Source organism: Anabaena sp. CA = ATCC 33047, assembly GCF_963870205.1.
In the GTDB taxonomy this organism is placed as follows: domain Bacteria; phylum Cyanobacteriota; class Cyanobacteriia; order Cyanobacteriales; family Nostocaceae; genus Trichormus.
The window spans coordinates 22,641-37,952 of the sequence record NZ_CAWMSA010000071.1 but is presented as its reverse complement, the minus strand read 5'-3'; the positions used below and the strand labels follow the sequence as shown (position 1 = coordinate 37,952).

The following is a 15,312-nucleotide window of genomic DNA, read 5'->3' as shown; positions in this document are numbered from 1 at the left end:
AAATCATCCCTACGAGTGAATTGATTAGTCTGCTCTGGAAAATTCCAGGCGATAGCGATAAAGGGCTACTGGTCGAGAACCTGCGGTAAAGTAATCTGGATCTTGGGGTGAAAGGTAAACAGCAGTAACTTGGTCTGCTTCTATGGCTGGAGTAGATGCAGGCAGTTTATGATATGCTGTGGTAGATTCAACTGAGTTTAAATAAGGTCGAGAACCACCTTTAAATAATTGTTGGAATACTTCTGCGGCGATGAATTCACCATCTGGCGTTGTTTCTGTAGCGCGTGCAGTGACAAGAGAAACTAATTGGCGATCGCCACGTAAAAAGGTAATCTGACGATTAGGCGAATCTGGATCTACTTTCACTGATAACACAGCTTCATCCCCTAAATAAGCCCTAGCCAAATTCAAGCTATTAAATTCTCTATCTGCTACTAAAATTTGGGATTTATTATCTATCTGAGGTAGGAATTTTACACTAGCAATAGACTCAGCTAGTTGCTGTTTAACAAACCGGACTAAAAAACTCATGGGTTGATTAAGTTGTTGACGATTCCCTGCAAATCCAGGTGTAACAATATCCGGTGCTAGAGGTGCTGCTAAGTCTACCAAAGTGCTTTTAACTTGCCAAGTTCCTGCCATCCATTCAGGATAAACTAAATCGCCTTTAGCTGGTTGCACAGTCTTTAATTTTTCCCATTGGGTAAAGTTAGCTAAACGTTGAGATAACTCACCGGCGGTTGCTGGTTCATTCCACCCCAAGAGGAGGAAAATAGCGAGGAAAATACTAAAAATTACCCTGATAGTAAGCATTAATATTGATTTTTATTGGTTTGTAGTGAGGACTTTAGTCCTCCTATTAAATTTTAATGAGGGCTAGAGCCACCCACTACGAACATCATTAAATTTCTACTGCTAAAGGTTGCCAAACTTCGCCATATTTTTCTTTTAAAGCTTGCCACGCTTCCACCTGCCCCGGTTCATATTCTCCGGGTTTACCCCACTGTAAAAATACACTCAAAGCAGGTTCTTGATTCTCATCTAAAAACCGGATGGCATAAGTTGGAAAATTACCTCTTTTCGCTTCACCTGTTTCAAATTTCACTTGAGTAATTTTGTCCATGTTCAAGTGAAATTCAAAACCTTCGGTGTGCATATTGGCATATCTACCTTTAGGCAATACGGCATAAAATAGCTTTTCAATTCTACCCCGTGCTTCTAACACAGCAGCACTGCTAGTAACTATTAACCGCACAGTTCCCAATTTTTCACAAGCTTCTAAAAAGTCTTTTAAACTAACACTCATTTCTGTATCCTACTCTCAGTTTTTACTAATAACTAATGACTAATGACCAATGACTAATGCCTAATGTCTAATGACTAATTTCATGCTTTTCGTAGGCACTGACAATACGCTGCACTAGGGGATGTCGGACAACATCTTTTTGCGTAAATTCGCAAAAAGCTATGCCTTCAACGTGCTTTAATATTTGCAAAGCAACTGTTAAACCGGATGCTTGATTTAAGGGTAAATCTGTTTGTGTGGTGTCGCCTGTAATTACCATGCGAGAACGAAAACCTAAACGAGTTAACACCATTTTCATTTGGGCTGGTGTGGTGTTTTGGGCTTCATCAACAATCACAAAAGCATGGTTTAAAGTCCGTCCTCGCATATACGCTAGGGGTGCCACTTCAATGATGCCTCTTTCTATTAAATTAGGGACTTTTTCTTGATCGATGAATTCATAAATTGCATCGTAAAGTGGGCGGAGATAGGGATTAATTTTTTGCTGCAAATCTCCAGGTAAAAATCCTAATTTTTCCCCTGCTTCTACTGCCGGACGGGTTAAAATGAGTTTTTCTACTTGGTTGGCGAGGAGTGCTTGCACAGCGACAACTACGGCGAGGTATGTCTTACCAGTTCCCGCCGGGCCGATGCAAAAGGTAAGATCATGTTTACGGATAGCTTCGATGTACTGGCGTTGTCTAAAGGTTTTGGCGCGGATTTCTTCACCTCTACGAGTTCTGGCTAAGACATCGCGCTGTAATTCTCGTAGTTCGTCTTCCCGGTGAGTATCTAAGGCTTGGCGGGCTGTTAATATGTCGGCACTAGAAATATTATTGCCCTGAATCCAGATATTTTCGAGCGATCGCACTAATTTTGCAGCTAAGTCTCTTTGACTTTCTGTGCCGGAAATATGTAGTTCTTGCCCACGCATTACCAAGTTCGCGCCTGTTTGCCGCGATAGAATTTTGAGATTTTCTTCTCTATCGCCCGCTAAAGCCATTGTACTTGGAATGTTAGGCAGCTGAATTATTAAGGCATCTGCCATAAGTATTTTTTAATTGGTTAGCAGCAATTGTTACGAAAGTTAAGTATTTGAGTTGTCCTAACTCATTTTGCTCAAGTTTATTTTTATACTATTTTATAATAAAAAATCTTGTTAATACCAAGCTCTACAAAGCTTTTATCGGTTTTTATCAGAGAAAAATATTAATTTTTTTTAATGATATAATTTACAATCATCTGGAAATATTTAGTTTTATATGTAACAAGTAGAGACGCGCTGGCATCTCTACTTTTTCAGGTTTGAGCTAAAAATACTGCCCAACCTAAATTGACGAATTTAGTAGGTTAACTGACTTCATCAAAACCATGATTTTGATTTAGTAGCGACCAACTTTCCTTGCTGATTCTGCCTTGCGTTTCCGGCGCAAACTGGGTTTTTCGTATCTTTCCCGACGTTTGACTTCCGACAAAATGCCGGCTTTTTGAATTTTCTTTTTAAAACGTCTTAGTGCCGAGTCAATAGACTCATTTTCACCCAAACGGACTTCAGCCACTCCCTGTGTTCACCTCCTGACAGAGATTATCAGAGTTATGTACAAGCATTACTAACTGTATCTAGTGGGTAAATTTTGTAGGTAGCTCTCAAAAGATTGCACAATCTTTCTATTGCTTCCCGCAATTATCTGAAGGTTCTGAGCGGAGGTGATTACCGCTCAGGCTTCTGATTCTATTTTTATCCTAGCGGGAGCGGGGTTTAACAACAGGTCTAGAGGAATTTGTGCGCCGTTCTCGCGTTTTGGGGATAGGCGATCGCTCTTGTTGCTCTTCATCAAAAGACATACCATCCCGGCCTGTGCTGGTGCTACCGTAGATATCCAAGTAAACTGATTGTCCGGCTAATTCTGCCGCAGCAGTCATTACCGTCCGAATCGCTTGGATATTACGTCCTCCTCGGCCAAAGACTTTCCCTTTATCTGTGTTGTCAAAGGCGATGCGAACCCAAACCCGGTTAAGGGTTTGAGAAATTTCACAATCGACGCTCAAAGACTGTGGAAATTCTAAAAACGGCTGCATCAAAAACTTAACTAGCCCCACATAATTGGGACTAGCATTTGGTAAATTTGTACTAAGATGCGGTATTGGCACTGACCTGTTCAAAGACATTGGCTTTTTGTAGGATGCGACGTACTGTATCAGTAGGTTGTGCGCCTTGCTGTAGTCGCTTGACGATGCCGGGAACATCCAATCTGACTTCATCGGTTCTGGGGTTGTAAAATCCCAGTTCTTCTAGGGGACGACCATCACGGCGAGAAAGGCCGTTCATAGCGACAATGCGGTAGCTCGCTTCCCGCTTTTTACCGTATCGCTTCAAGCGCAATTTGATCATGATTGAAGAAACATTCTCCTGTTTGTTGATATTTTTAGGAAGCAGCTGTCTGAGTTCAGAACTTCCTGTACTGAAATGCTAATTTTAGCACTTGCTCAGGGTTTACGGCTATGAGTCAATGGTCAAAAGTCAAAAGTCCCTAGCCCAGAGTTGATATTTCCTGGGAAAACCAACCAAGCTAATGACTAATGACTAATAACTAATGACTAATAACTAAAGATTGCCAAACCCTTTTTTCTTCTTATCTTTGGGTTTTTTCTTCTTCGTAGCTGCGCCAGCGTTATAACCACGCCAGCCGGGAGGTGCGGGACGGTTGCCCATGCCGGCGTAGGCGTTACCCATACCGCCACCGCCAAACATTCCTGGCATTCCTGGTAAGCCACCTTGTCCCATTTGTTGCATGAGCGATCGCATTTTTTGGAAGTCAGCCACCAGTTTACTCACATCTGCTTCTTTATAGCCAGAACCAGAGGCAATTCTGCGCCGACGACTGGGAGAACTCGCCAGTAAATCTGGGTCACGACGTTCTTGGGCAGTCATGGAATTAATCATGGCTTCACAGCGTTTTAGCTGAGTTTCGCCTTGCTTAAGTTGATCCTCTGAGAGTTTACCCATCCCCGGAATTAACTTGAGGATACCGCCCAACGAACCCATATTCTTTAACAAGCGCAGTTGCTTGAGAAAGTCGGTAAAGTCAAATTTTGCTGACAGGATTTTCTCCTGCATTTTCTCAGCGTCAGCAATATCGATTTCTTCTTGGGCTTTTTCTACCAAGGTGAGAACGTCACCCATACCCAAAATCCGCGAAGCCATCCGGTCTGGGAAAAACGGTTGTAGGGCTTCGACTTTTTCACCCACACCCACAAACTTAATCGGCGCGCCGGAAATTGTGCGGACTGACAAAGCTGCACCACCACGGCTGTCACCATCCAACTTTGTGAGAATTGCCCCGGTAATACCGATTTCTTCATGGAAAGTACGAGTCAAATTTGCTGCTTCTTGACCCGTCATCGCATCCACGACTAACAGAGTTTCATGGGGTTGGACTGTCTGCTTAATGCGGGCTAATTCCGCCATCATGTCTGCGTCTATTTGCAGACGACCTGCTGTATCAATAATAACTGTGTTTACGCCTTCAGCCTTGGCACGTTCCACACCTTGACGGGCGATTTCTACCGGGTCTGCGTCGCTTCCTAGTTCAAAAACTGGTACGTCAATTTGTTTACCAAGGGTGAGTAACTGGTCAATAGCGGCTGGGCGGTATACGTCAGTTGCTACCAACAAACAACTGCGGTCTAATTTGCGGAGGTGTAAGGCTAACTTGGCGGTAGCTGTAGTTTTACCAGTACCTTGTAAACCAGCCATCAAGACAATAGTGGGATTTGTTTGGGCTTCGGCTAGGGGAACATTTTCTTCCCCCATCACCTTGACTAGCTCATCATAAACAATCTTGATAAACTGTTGGTCAGGTCGCACACCTTTAATAACTTCGGCTCCCTGCGCCTTGGCTTCAACTTCGCTAATAAATGCTTTGACGACCTGGAGGTTAACATCTGCTTCCAACAAGGCGCGGCGCACTTCCCGCAAAGCATCTTGAATATTAGAGTCAGTAATTTTATCTTGCCCGCGCAGTTTCTTCCAGGCGGATTCTAAACGGTCTGCTAATGCGTCAAACATATCTTAATTACACTTATTGAGCCAATCGGGATGTCAGAACCAGCGTTAATTGCGATTCAGAAGTTTGCAAATTTTAATGTGCTATTTACCAGCTTAGTCGTTTTTCCCGCGAGTTGAGCAGGGTGGTATTTTAACAACGTACCAATTCTTCTACAGCCTCAGCTTTGTTTGGTAACTCGGCTGTTAATACTTCGCTGCCTGTGTCGGTAACTAACACATCATCTTCAATGCGGATTCCACGCACATCGTTAAATTGTGCTAAACGTTCCCAATTGACTATATTATGGTATTTAGCGCGGTTGTTGGCATCGTTTAAAATCGCGGGAACTTGATAGAATCCTGGTTCAATTGTGACTAACATTCCTGATTTTAAGGGACGATTTAAACGCAGGTAGCCTAAACCAAAGCGATCGCTTCTTTTTCTCCCTGCTTCATACCCTGCTAAATCCCCCAAATCTTCCATATCATGCACATCTAAACCGAGTAAATGTCCGATACCGTGGGGGAAAAACAGGGCATGGGCATCCATTTCTACTAAATCCTCTGGATTACCTTGCAAAATCCCTAAATTTACTAAACCTTCAGCTATAACTTGCGCTGCTAACAGATGAATATCCCGATATTCTACACCGGGGGCAATTTTGGCGATACAAGCATCATGAGCCGCTAGCACAATATCATAAATATCCCGTTGCGTCGGGGAAAACTTGCCAGAAACAGGCCAAGTCCGGGTTATGTCAGCAGCCCAACCCATCGGGGTTTCTGCACCGACATCAGCTAGTAGTAAATCTCCTGGTTGCAAAGCATGGTGATATGCTTCGTTGTGTAAAACTTCGCCGTGAACTGTGACAATGCTGTTGTAGGAGGTAGTCATATTTTGGGCGATGATTACCCCTTCCATTGCGGCGCGGACTTCTGCTTCTAGTTTAGCTTTGGGTGTGGCAGTCATTCCGGCTTTGTGTGCTTCTATGCTCACAGCCGCCGCTTTCCGCAATTCCACTAACGCGCCTGTATCATGGGTCAGACGTAAAGTAGCGATCGCCTGTGCTAATTCTCGGTCTATTCCTTCTAAATCATAGGGTGAAGAAATTTCTCTTTGTAAAATTTGTGACTGTACAAGCGTCGTCCGATAATTCTGCACGGGAATTGATGCTGCATCCCTGCCCCGATGCTTCAACTCTGACATGGTTCTAGCAGCATCAGCACCGATTTTTTTGGCTATTTCGTCACGTTTAGGCATTTCTCCATGCCAAAGTGCGCTACTAGGTTCGGGGTTATCCATAAACAATTCTAGTTTCCCGGCTTCTAGGCGAATGGCGGCGTTAGGTAAAGGCAAGCCAGCAAAATACAGGAAATGACTGCTAGCACGAAAGGGGTAAAGATTGGCGGGAAAATTGCGCGGTTTACTCTGACATGACCAGAGAATCACCGGAAAATCAATCAATTCGGCTAGTCGTTGTCGCCGTTGCCGTAGGGTTTCAGCCAGGGAACTATCACTGTTTTGAATCAGCATAAATCAAAACTCCAAGAACCTCTAGTTTTCTTTTAATTTACCGGAATCAATACAAACGCAGATGGACGCAGATAAACGCAGATAAATTTTTACTTGATTGGGCTAGAAAACGTTATATTTTTGCGTAAGTCTTATTAATTGATTTTTTGGTGTTCCCTGATTATCAGGGTGACTTTATGGGACAGATAATTACTCAGGTTGATGCGTTTACTGACAAACCTTTTGCGGGAAATCCTGCGGCAGTTTGTGTTTTAGAGACTCCCCAGGCGGATGAGTGGATGCAGAATATAGCGCAAGAGATGAATTTATCAGAAACGGCTTTTGTTGTGAAACAGGATGATGGTTTTTATCTACGCTGGTTTACACCAACGACAGAGGTACCGCTTTGTGGTCATGCTACCTTAGCAACCGCCCATGTATTATGGTCTGAGGGACATTTATCAACGGATGAAGCTGCACGTTTTCATACTAAAAGCGGGTTATTGATTGCTCAACGACAAGGTGATTGGATTGAGTTAGATTTTCCGGTGACTCACTCACAAGCAATTATGCCACCGTCAGGACTGAGTGAGGCTTTAGGAGTACCTTTAAAATCAGTGGTAGAGAATTATTTAGGTTATTTGGTAGAAGTCGAATCTGAAGATTTAGTCCGGCAAATGCAGCCGAATTTTCCACGATTGAAAACTCTGCCTATGGCGGATGTGATTGTTACTAGCATTACGCACCCTGATTCAGAATACGATTTTGTGTCGCGTTTCTTTGCGCCGGGTTTGGGGATTAATGAAGATCCGGTGACGGGTGCGGCTCATTGTTGCTTGGCTTCATATTGGCGCGATCGCCTAAATAAAAATCAATTCTTAGCATATCAAGCATCGAGCCGTGGCGGTGTAGTTAAAGTGAATTATCCAGGAGGCGATCGCGTGTTTTTAGCAGGTCAAGCTGTTACAGTTTTAAGGGGAGAGTTGATTAGTCATTGTTGACGGTTGACTGTTGAGGGTTGACGGTTGACTGGGTAAAAATTCTTTGACTCTGCTTCTCCTGCTTCCTCATACCCCTCATCTCCCCAGTCAAGAGTCCCCAATTCCCTGAAGAAAAAGCCACAATATTAAAGACAACTTATGATTATTTATTAAAGATGTGTGCTAAAAAAACGGGTATTCCCCAGCGCAGCCAGATGCAATCTTGTGACTGGCCGATTGAACAATTACCGGGATTAAGTTCACAAGAACAATCTCAATTGCAAAATTGCGGAATTACAACCACAGGCGGGTTAGTCAAACAAGGTAAAACCCCCCAAGATAGGCTAGTCTTGGCTAATAAATTACAGGTTCACCTTCAGTATGTTAATAAGTGGATAGCCTTGGCTGATTTGGCGCGTGTTCCTAGTGTGGGAATTCAATATTGTGGTTTGTTGCTACACACTGGGGTAGGTTCAGTAGCACAGTTAGCGCAGACTCCTACTCACAGATTACATCAACAAATTATGCGCTTGCAGGTTGCAACCATGCAGCGCAGAGATTTGTGTCCAGCCATTGAACTGGTTCAACAGTGGAGTCAACAAGCGAAGATATTAGGGGTTAGGGAATGGTGAGCAGGAAATGAGTAATACTAAGCTCTAGCTTCTCAAATTAATCCTTAGCTAGTACGCCATTGAGAAAGATATCAGCTAAACCTTCTGCCATTTCTTGCATTTGTTGGGGGGAAGCGTCGGGTTCCATGACGGTGTTGTTAGAAAAACCTGCGATCGCAAACATTCCTAAAAATACTTTCGCTACCAGATTCGCATCCATTTGGCGATAAATGCCTTTATCCATTGCGGTTTGGAAGAAAGCTTGAGCCACATCTGTCATTTTAGTAATGACTTCTGTTTGAATGCGATCGCGCAAATCTGGATGAAATTGCACCTCCATAAAGCAAACGCGCATCAAGTCCGCATTCTTTTGCAAATTCCACATCCGACGGCGCATTACTTGAGCCACAGCCTTATAGCTGCCCATTTCACTCAATTCTGTGAGCAAATCCGTGAGAATCTCCACCCAGCCACCAGTCGCCACCTCTACTAAAATGGCCTTTTTATTGGGAAAATGGCGAAATAAAGTCCCCTCAGCGACTCCAGCCGCTTGGGCTAAGTCGCGGGTGGTAGTACCATCAAATCCTTGAGCAGCAAATAGTTTTAACGCTGCTTCTAAAATGCGGGTACGTGTTTGTGCCTCTGAAGGTGGGGAAGAATGAAAAACTCGCATAATAGTTATTGTAAAATCTTCGGAACATGGTTTGTAGCATTATTGTCTACCTTCAGGTACAAAAACCATAGAAAGCTTAATACAAGATTAACGCTCTGCTTGTTAATTTCCCTGTTGCTTAGGTAGTGAAAATTTATTCTACTTGTTGCTTATGAATCAGTTTCCTTGCTCACACACACCAGATAACCATTTTCAGCCTTCAACAAAGACTCAGGTTTATATTCCTCCCATTTTAAGAACTCAGGCGAATTTAGCGCGGAGATTTGTTATAACTTTACTTTTCCTTACATTTGTTTGGTTAGGGCTAATACCAGACATCGCTTTAGCTCAAACCACAACCGCACCTACTCCTGAAATCACATTACAACGGGGCAAAAGTTCCACACCTGGTGTTAAAAGTTCAATTCAACCCTATTTAGATCAGGTAATTAAAAATCTCACAGAGTTTCGGTTGAATAACGGCATGAAGTTCATTGTCTTGGAACGCCACCAAGCACCAGTAGTATCTTTTCTCACCTACGCTGATGTGGGGGGTGTGGATGAACCCGACGGTAAAACAGGTGTAGCACACTTTCTAGAACATTTGGCATTTAAAGGCACTACCCGCATTGGTACAAAAGACTACCAAGCTGAAAAAATCCTGCTTGAGCGTTTGGAACAGTTGGATGAGCAAATTCAAGCAGCAAAAGCAAATGGTAAACAAGATGAAGTTACTAAGTTGCAAACCACTTTCAAGCAGGTAGAATCACAAGCTGCTACATTTGTCAAGCAAAACGAATTAGGGCAAATTGTCCAGCAAGCCGGAGGGGTAGGTTTAAATGCCACAACTTCCGCAGAAGCAACACGTTATTTTTACAGTTTTCCTGCCAACAAGTTGGAACTGTGGATGTCACTAGAATCAGAACGATTTCTTGATCCAGTAATTCGGCGTGAATTTTATAAAGAAAGAGATGTAATTTTAGAAGAACGCCGGATGCGGGTGGACAATTCACCTATCGGGTTGATGGTAGAGAAATTTATTGATACAGCTTTCAAAGTCCATCCCTATAGGCGGCCTGTGATTGGTTACGACAATGATATCCGTAACCTGACACCAAAAGATGTGCAAACATTTTTTGAAACTCACTATGTACCCAGTAATATCACTATTGCTGTGGTGGGAGATGTTAACCCAACTGAGGTGAAAAGATTAGCACAGATTTATTTTGGACGCTATCAGGCTAAACCCAAATATCAAGCAAAAATTCCTACCGAACCGCAACAAACCCAAACGCGAGAAGTGACGGTAGAGTTACCTTCCCAACCTTGGTATTTAGAAGGTTATCACCGTCCGGCTGTCACTCACCCAGATAATGCAGTTTATGACATCATTGGCAGTTTATTGAGCAACGGGCGGACATCACGGTTGTATAAATCTTTAGTAGAACAGCAACGTTTGGCTTTAAATGCTCAAGGTTTTAGCGGCTTCCCCGGAGATAAGTACCCAAACCTGATGTTATTCTATGCTCTCACTGCTCCTGGTCGCACAGTTGACGAAGTAGGGGCGGGTTTACGCCAAGAAATTGAGAAGTTGAAAACTGAACCTGTCACCGCTTCGGAATTGGAACGGGTGAAAACCCAAGCAAGGGCGGGTTTATTACGCAGCCTCGACTCTAACATGGGCATGGCACAGCAACTTTTAGAATATCAAGTCAAAACTGGCTCTTGGCGGAATTTGTTTCAACAATTAGATGATATTGCGGCGGTGACTCCTGCGGATATTCAGCGAGTCGCAAAAGCCACATTCACGCCGGAAAATCGCACAATTGGCAAGTTGTTAGCAAAACAGGGTTAAACAATTCCAGTTCAAAGTAAGGACTAAAGTCCTTACTACAAACCAGACAAGTAAAAATAATGATGTTGTATGTGGCGAGTTATGCAGAGGGTTAAACAGCAGATGTTCAAGAAAGTTACTACGGGAAAAAGGCTGATTTATGTGTTGATGGTTGCTTGCGCCTTTTTACTGGTAACTTTTAACTTTTCTCCAGTGGCGACAGCAGCAGCCAAGTATTATGCAGAGTTGCAGTTTGCGCCGTTGCCTGAGATTAAGTTACCCCAGTATGAACGGTATGTATTACGCAACGGTTTGGTTGTCTATTTAATGGAGGATCACGAACTACCTTTGGTGAGTGGTACGGCGTTGATACGGGCTGGAAGCCGTTGGGAAGGTAGTGATAAAGTGGGACTGGCTGGTATTACAGGTACGGTGATGCGGACTGGAGGAACTACAAAGCATTCACCGGATCAACTCAATGAAATTTTAGAACAACGGGCGGCAGCTGTAGAAACTAGCATTGGTGAGGCTGCGGCTAGTGCGAGTTTTGATGCACTTAGTGAAGATGTTGAAACTGTGTTTGGGTTGTTTGCTGAGGTGCTGCGTGAGCCTGTATTTGCTCAAGAACAGCTAGATTTAGCGAAAACTAAGGTTAAGGGTGCGATTGCTCGGCGTAACGATGACCCAGATGATATTGCTAGTCGTGAGTTTCGCAAGTTAATTTATGGCAAGGAAAGCCCCTATGCTCGCACTACAGAATATGCGACTGTAGATAGGATTACTCGCGAAGATTTGGTTAACTTCCATCAGGATTTTTTCCACCCCAATCAGATGATTTTGGGAATTGTGGGAGATTTTGACGCTAAAAAAATGCGATCGCTCATCCAAGCTAAACTCGGTGATTGGCGACGTAATCCCAGAATGATTAAACTTCCCTTACCAGAAGTATCACCAGCTAATACAGGTGGGGTATTTATGGTGAATCAGCCCCAGTTAACGCAAAGTAGTATTTTAGTGGGACATCTGGGCGGTAGGTTTGATAACCCTGACTATGCAGCCTTGGATGTATTGAATGGGGTGTTAAATGGGTTTGGGGGTAGGTTATTCAATGAGGTGCGATCGCGTCAAGGTTTAGCTTATTCTGTCTATGGTATCTGGAGTCCCCGCTTTGACTATCCTGGAATTTTCATTGCAGGTGGACAAACTCGTTCTGATGCCACTGTGCAGTTTGTCAAAGCTTTACAGGCAGAAATTCAGCGCATCCAAACCCAACCAATCACAGCACAAGAATTAGCCTATGCTAAAGAGTCTACACTCAATTCTTTTGTGTTCAACTTTCAAGACCCTGCTCAAACCTTATCGCGGTTGATGCGCTACGAATATTACGGCTATCCGGCTGATTTTCTGTTCCGCTATCAAAAAGCCGTCTCTGCAACCACAGGCGCAGATGTGCAACGGGTAGCCAAGCAATACCTCAAGCCAGATAACTTAGTAACTTTAGTCGTTGGTAATCAAACCGCCATTCAACCACCATTGACGCAGCTAGCAGCGCAGGTGACACCAATAGATGTGACAATTCCTAATTCACAACCACAGGCTAAAAAGTAATAGCTGAGATGTATTTCAATTTCCCTATATTTAGGGCATTATCACCCCGCTTCTCGAAGAAAGCGGGGTTTTTGTTTAACCCTAGACAAATGAATTTTACTATTAGAAATTCTAGGCTTTTATAGACAAAATACCTTGTATTCTGTCTGAAAATATCGAGAAAAAATCTTGACTTTCTGCAATAGCAAATCAAAATATAAGGGGATAATCCTAATTTGGCAAATTAGTTATATCTCTGTACCGTGTTAATTGGCATGACCGTATTGACGGAGGCAAGCAAATGGTAAAAATAATTATCTCTGATCTTTCTCCAAGCGATGACCAAAAGTTTATTCATGATCTGACGCTTTGGGAAATGATGAATGTATATGCTGGATTGGAAAGAAGATACGGAAGAAGGAGAAATTCAAATCCTGCCCCTATAGAAGAAGCAAGTCCAGCCTCAATGCCTGATACAAATGCAATTCTTAGTCAATGGATGGATAATCTAGACTTACAACTTAAAGATTTGCGAGGACAACTTGGTATACCTCAATAGTCTTTAACCAATTACAACTTAATATTCATGATTATCGTGTGTTTGAATGCAGATTAAGTTAAACACACGATTTTTAATGGAAACCATTATGTATTTTGAGGCGATTATACAGGCATCCTCAATGATAATTGCAAAATTCAATGGTATGTGGTGTAGGGTGGGCGTTGACTGTTCACCCTACTTGTTTTCTGTATTCTTTCTTCTCTACGTTTAGAAGATGTTTGAAAATCAGCAAGCCAGAACGACTGGAAGTCGTGGCTATAGAAACCAATAACCTTATCCTAAATCTGTGATTACTAATGCAAGGTTTCTCAAAAATATATCAATACTAAATCTAGTCAATATCAATCTCAAAATAGACATATATAACTGATTTATGTCTCTTGAATCAAGTTTTTTCTCTTGATTTTCACAAAAAAAGTAAATAAAAATTGAATCATCAGTTAAGCAAAGCCAGCTTAACTTACCGCAAGAAAATACTCAAAACAAGAATTGTTTTAGGAGTCTATCATGGCGTTTATTGCTGTTAACGAATTACGTGCTACTGGTTCAGAATTGTTCCAAGATTCTGAAAGCTTCCTCAACGAATTGAACAATCTTGATGATTCTGTTCATGGTGGTTACAACTATTCTAAAACCACAAATGGCGTTTTAGACTTAGCTGAAAAGGGATTTGAGTTCGGTGTCATCACCTTCGGTATTGATGCGATTGGCCATTTAGCTAAGTCCTTCAGTGATGCTGGAAATGGTTGGTACTAATCATTTCCGGTTATTGCTGAGTAATTGATGAGCTAATAGCTCTGTTGAAATGTTGGCATGAGCGATTAAGTTAGATGAAATTATCCAACTTAATCGCCAGCAGCTTCTACTAAATTTAGACATTGTTTTAGGAGTCTATCATGGCGTTTATTGCTGTTAACGAATTACGTGCTACTGGCTCAGAATTGTTCCAAGATGCTGAAAGCTTCCTCAACGAATTGAACAATCTTGATGATTCTGTTCATGGTGGTAACTATTCTAAAACCACAAATGGCGTTTTAGACTTAGCTGAAAAGGGATTTGAGTTCGGTGTCATCACCTTCGGTATTGATGCTATTGGCCATTTAGCTAAGTCCTTCAGTGACGCTGGAAATGGTTATTATTAATAATCTTTTCCGGTTATCGCTGAGTAATTGATGAGCTAATAGCTCTGTTGAAATGTTGGCATGAGCGATTAAGTTAGATGAAATTATCCAACTTAATCGCCAGCAGCTTCTACTAAATTTAGACATTGTTTTAGGAGTCTATCATGGCGTTTATTGCTGTTAACGAATTACGTGCTACTGGCTCAGAATTGTTCCAAGATGCTGAAAGCTTCCTCAACGAATTGAACAATCTTGATGATTCTGTTCATGGTGGTAACTATTCTAAAACCACAAATGGCGTTTTAGACTTAGCTGAAAAGGGATTTGAGTTCGGTGTCATCACCTTCGGTATTGATGCGATTGGCCATTTAGCTAAGTCCTTCAGTGATGCTGGAAATGGTTGGTACTAATCATTTCCGGTTATTGCTGAGTAATTGATGAGCTAATAGCTCTGTTGAAATGTTGGCATGAGCGATTAAGTTAGATGAAATTATCCAACTTAATCGCCAGCAGCTTCTACTAAATTTAGACATTGTTTTAGGAGTCTATCATGGCGTTTATTGCTGTTAACGAATTACGTGCTACTGGCTCAGAATTGTTCCAAGATGCTGAAAGCTTCCTCAACGAATTGAACAATCTTGATGATTCTGTTCATGGTGGTGGTTATGGATATTCTGGTGCTACAAATGGCGTTTTAGACTTAGCTGAAAAGGGATTTGAGTTCGGTGTCATCACTTATGGTATTGATGCGATTGGCCACATGGCTAAGTCCTTCAGTGACGCTTCTACCGGTGGTTGGTAGTCATAATTTCCAATTACTGATGAGTAATTGATGAGCTAATAGCTCTGTTGAAATGCTGGCATGAGCGATTAAGTCAGATAAAATTATCCCACTTAATCGCCAGCAGCTTCTACTAAATTTAGACATTGTTTTAGGAGTCTATCATGGCGTTTATTGCTGTTAACGAATTACGTGCTACTGGCTCAGAATTGTTCCAAGATTCTGAAAGCTTCCTCAACGAATTGAACAATCTTGATGATTCTGTTCATGGTGGTGGTTCTGGCTATTCTGGTGCTACAAATGGCGTTTTAGACTTAGCTGAAAAGGGATTTGAGTTT

18 protein-coding genes are annotated in these 15,312 nt (G+C 42.4%); 9 read left to right on the top strand and 9 right to left on the bottom strand.

The window, feature by feature from the left end:
• Nucleotides 1–24: 24 nt before the first annotated feature.
• From AACS98_RS21165 to AACS98_RS21130, 8 genes are all read right to left on the bottom strand, one after another.
• Entirely contained in the window at nt 25–813 is a 789-nt protein-coding gene (locus tag AACS98_RS21165) for a DUF6816 family protein (protein WP_066383696.1), read from the bottom strand.
• A gap of 88 nt (nt 814–901) precedes the next feature.
• Complete coding sequence (locus AACS98_RS21160) at nt 902–1,306, bottom strand: ChuX/HutX family heme-like substrate-binding protein (protein ID WP_066383694.1); 405 nt, start codon at nt 1,304–1,306, stop codon at nt 902–904.
• A 67-nt stretch (nt 1,307–1,373) separates the two neighbouring features.
• The gene (locus tag AACS98_RS21155) at nt 1,374–2,333 is read right to left on the bottom strand and encodes a PhoH family protein (protein ID WP_066383691.1); all 960 of its coding nucleotides are present in this window, start codon (nt 2,331–2,333) and stop codon (nt 1,374–1,376) included.
• Nucleotides 2,334–2,667: 334 nt separating this feature from the next.
• Nucleotides 2,668–2,844, bottom strand: coding sequence for a 30S ribosomal protein S21 (gene rpsU, locus AACS98_RS21150; protein WP_015139836.1), 177 nt, complete (start codon nt 2,842–2,844; stop codon nt 2,668–2,670).
• A 184-nt stretch (nt 2,845–3,028) separates the two neighbouring features.
• Nucleotides 3,029–3,454, bottom strand: coding sequence for a KH domain-containing protein (locus AACS98_RS21145; RefSeq protein WP_066383688.1), 426 nt, complete (start codon nt 3,452–3,454; stop codon nt 3,029–3,031).
• The gene (gene rpsP, locus AACS98_RS21140; protein WP_066383686.1) at nt 3,417–3,677 is read right to left on the bottom strand and encodes a 30S ribosomal protein S16; all 261 of its coding nucleotides are present in this window, start codon (nt 3,675–3,677) and stop codon (nt 3,417–3,419) included. The genes AACS98_RS21145 and rpsP overlap by 38 nt, the downstream gene beginning before the upstream one ends.
• 213 nt (nt 3,678–3,890) lie before the next feature.
• Complete coding sequence (gene ffh / locus AACS98_RS21135; protein ID WP_066383684.1) at nt 3,891–5,354, bottom strand: signal recognition particle protein; 1,464 nt, start codon at nt 5,352–5,354, stop codon at nt 3,891–3,893.
• Nucleotides 5,355–5,484: 130 nt separating this feature from the next.
• Nucleotides 5,485–6,867, bottom strand: coding sequence for an aminopeptidase P family protein (locus AACS98_RS21130; protein ID WP_066383683.1), 1,383 nt, complete (start codon nt 6,865–6,867; stop codon nt 5,485–5,487).
• A gap of 176 nt (nt 6,868–7,043) precedes the next feature.
• Between AACS98_RS21130 and AACS98_RS21125 the strand changes: the two genes are divergently transcribed.
• Together AACS98_RS21125 and AACS98_RS21120 are read left to right on the top strand one after the other, a co-directional pair.
• Entirely contained in the window at nt 7,044–7,847 is an 804-nt protein-coding gene (locus AACS98_RS21125; protein WP_066383681.1) for a PhzF family phenazine biosynthesis protein, read from the top strand.
• A gap of 155 nt (nt 7,848–8,002) precedes the next feature.
• Nucleotides 8,003–8,458 (top strand): DUF4332 domain-containing protein, encoded by a 456-nt coding sequence (locus AACS98_RS21120; protein ID WP_066383680.1) that lies wholly within the window; start codon nt 8,003–8,005, stop codon nt 8,456–8,458.
• A gap of 37 nt (nt 8,459–8,495) precedes the next feature.
• Here the strand turns inward: AACS98_RS21120 and AACS98_RS21115 are convergent, their stop codons facing one another.
• Nucleotides 8,496–9,110 (bottom strand): TetR/AcrR family transcriptional regulator, encoded by a 615-nt coding sequence (locus AACS98_RS21115; RefSeq protein ID WP_066383678.1) that lies wholly within the window; start codon nt 9,108–9,110, stop codon nt 8,496–8,498.
• Nucleotides 9,111–9,261: 151 nt separating this feature from the next.
• On the opposite strand from AACS98_RS21115, the gene AACS98_RS21110 reads away from it, so the two are divergent.
• The 7 genes from AACS98_RS21110 to AACS98_RS21080 all read left to right on the top strand — a co-directional run bounded on the left by AACS98_RS21110 (nt 9,262) and on the right by AACS98_RS21080 (nt 14,995).
• Nucleotides 9,262–10,944, top strand: a complete 1,683-nt coding sequence (locus AACS98_RS21110) for a M16 family metallopeptidase (protein WP_084386949.1) — start codon at nt 9,262–9,264, stop codon at nt 10,942–10,944.
• Between the two features lie 102 nt (nt 10,945–11,046).
• Nucleotides 11,047–12,531, top strand: coding sequence for a M16 family metallopeptidase (locus tag AACS98_RS21105; protein ID WP_198161174.1), 1,485 nt, complete (start codon nt 11,047–11,049; stop codon nt 12,529–12,531).
• A gap of 280 nt (nt 12,532–12,811) precedes the next feature.
• Entirely contained in the window at nt 12,812–13,069 is a 258-nt protein-coding gene (locus AACS98_RS21100) for a hypothetical protein (protein WP_066383673.1), read from the top strand.
• 510 nt (nt 13,070–13,579) lie between these two features.
• Entirely contained in the window at nt 13,580–13,828 is a 249-nt protein-coding gene (locus AACS98_RS21095; protein WP_066383671.1) for a hypothetical protein, read from the top strand.
• Between the two features lie 140 nt (nt 13,829–13,968).
• On the top strand, nt 13,969–14,214 hold the full coding sequence (locus AACS98_RS21090; protein ID WP_066383669.1) for a hypothetical protein: 246 nt from the start codon (nt 13,969–13,971) through the stop codon (nt 14,212–14,214).
• 143 nt (nt 14,215–14,357) lie between these two features.
• Complete coding sequence (locus AACS98_RS21085; RefSeq protein WP_066377310.1) at nt 14,358–14,603, top strand: hypothetical protein; 246 nt, start codon at nt 14,358–14,360, stop codon at nt 14,601–14,603.
• Nucleotides 14,604–14,743: 140 nt separating this feature from the next.
• Nucleotides 14,744–14,995, top strand: coding sequence for a hypothetical protein (locus tag AACS98_RS21080; protein ID WP_066383666.1), 252 nt, complete (start codon nt 14,744–14,746; stop codon nt 14,993–14,995).
• Nucleotides 14,996–15,312: the final 317 nt, after the last annotated feature.

Bases quoted from the DNA above. Each gene is read 5' to 3' on its own strand.
- AACS98_RS21110 (WP_084386949.1), top strand. From the start codon at position 9,262: ATGAATCAGTTTCCTTGCTCACACACACCAGATAACCATTTTCAGCCT.
- AACS98_RS21155 (WP_066383691.1), bottom strand. From the start codon at position 2,333: ATGGCAGATGCCTTAATAATTCAGCTGCCTAACATTCCAAGTACAATG.
- AACS98_RS21145 (WP_066383688.1), bottom strand. From the start codon at position 3,454: ATGTCTTTGAACAGGTCAGTGCCAATACCGCATCTTAGTACAAATTTA.
- AACS98_RS21095 (WP_066383671.1), top strand. From the start codon at position 13,580: ATGGCGTTTATTGCTGTTAACGAATTACGTGCTACTGGTTCAGAATTG.
- AACS98_RS21115 (WP_066383678.1), bottom strand. From the start codon at position 9,110: ATGCGAGTTTTTCATTCTTCCCCACCTTCAGAGGCACAAACACGTACC.
- AACS98_RS21120 (WP_066383680.1), top strand. From the start codon at position 8,003: ATGTGTGCTAAAAAAACGGGTATTCCCCAGCGCAGCCAGATGCAATCT.
- ffh (WP_066383684.1), bottom strand. From the start codon at position 5,354: ATGTTTGACGCATTAGCAGACCGTTTAGAATCCGCCTGGAAGAAACTG.
- AACS98_RS21165 (WP_066383696.1), bottom strand. From the start codon at position 813: ATGCTTACTATCAGGGTAATTTTTAGTATTTTCCTCGCTATTTTCCTC.
- AACS98_RS21130 (WP_066383683.1), bottom strand. From the start codon at position 6,867: ATGCTGATTCAAAACAGTGATAGTTCCCTGGCTGAAACCCTACGGCAA.
- AACS98_RS21100 (WP_066383673.1), top strand. From the start codon at position 12,812: ATGGTAAAAATAATTATCTCTGATCTTTCTCCAAGCGATGACCAAAAG.
- AACS98_RS21090 (WP_066383669.1), top strand. From the start codon at position 13,969: ATGGCGTTTATTGCTGTTAACGAATTACGTGCTACTGGCTCAGAATTG.
- AACS98_RS21080 (WP_066383666.1), top strand. From the start codon at position 14,744: ATGGCGTTTATTGCTGTTAACGAATTACGTGCTACTGGCTCAGAATTG.
- AACS98_RS21160 (WP_066383694.1), bottom strand. From the start codon at position 1,306: ATGAGTGTTAGTTTAAAAGACTTTTTAGAAGCTTGTGAAAAATTGGGA.
- AACS98_RS21105 (WP_198161174.1), top strand. From the start codon at position 11,047: ATGTTCAAGAAAGTTACTACGGGAAAAAGGCTGATTTATGTGTTGATG.
- AACS98_RS21085 (WP_066377310.1), top strand. From the start codon at position 14,358: ATGGCGTTTATTGCTGTTAACGAATTACGTGCTACTGGCTCAGAATTG.
- rpsP (WP_066383686.1), bottom strand. From the start codon at position 3,677: ATGATCAAATTGCGCTTGAAGCGATACGGTAAAAAGCGGGAAGCGAGC.
- AACS98_RS21125 (WP_066383681.1), top strand. From the start codon at position 7,044: ATGGGACAGATAATTACTCAGGTTGATGCGTTTACTGACAAACCTTTT.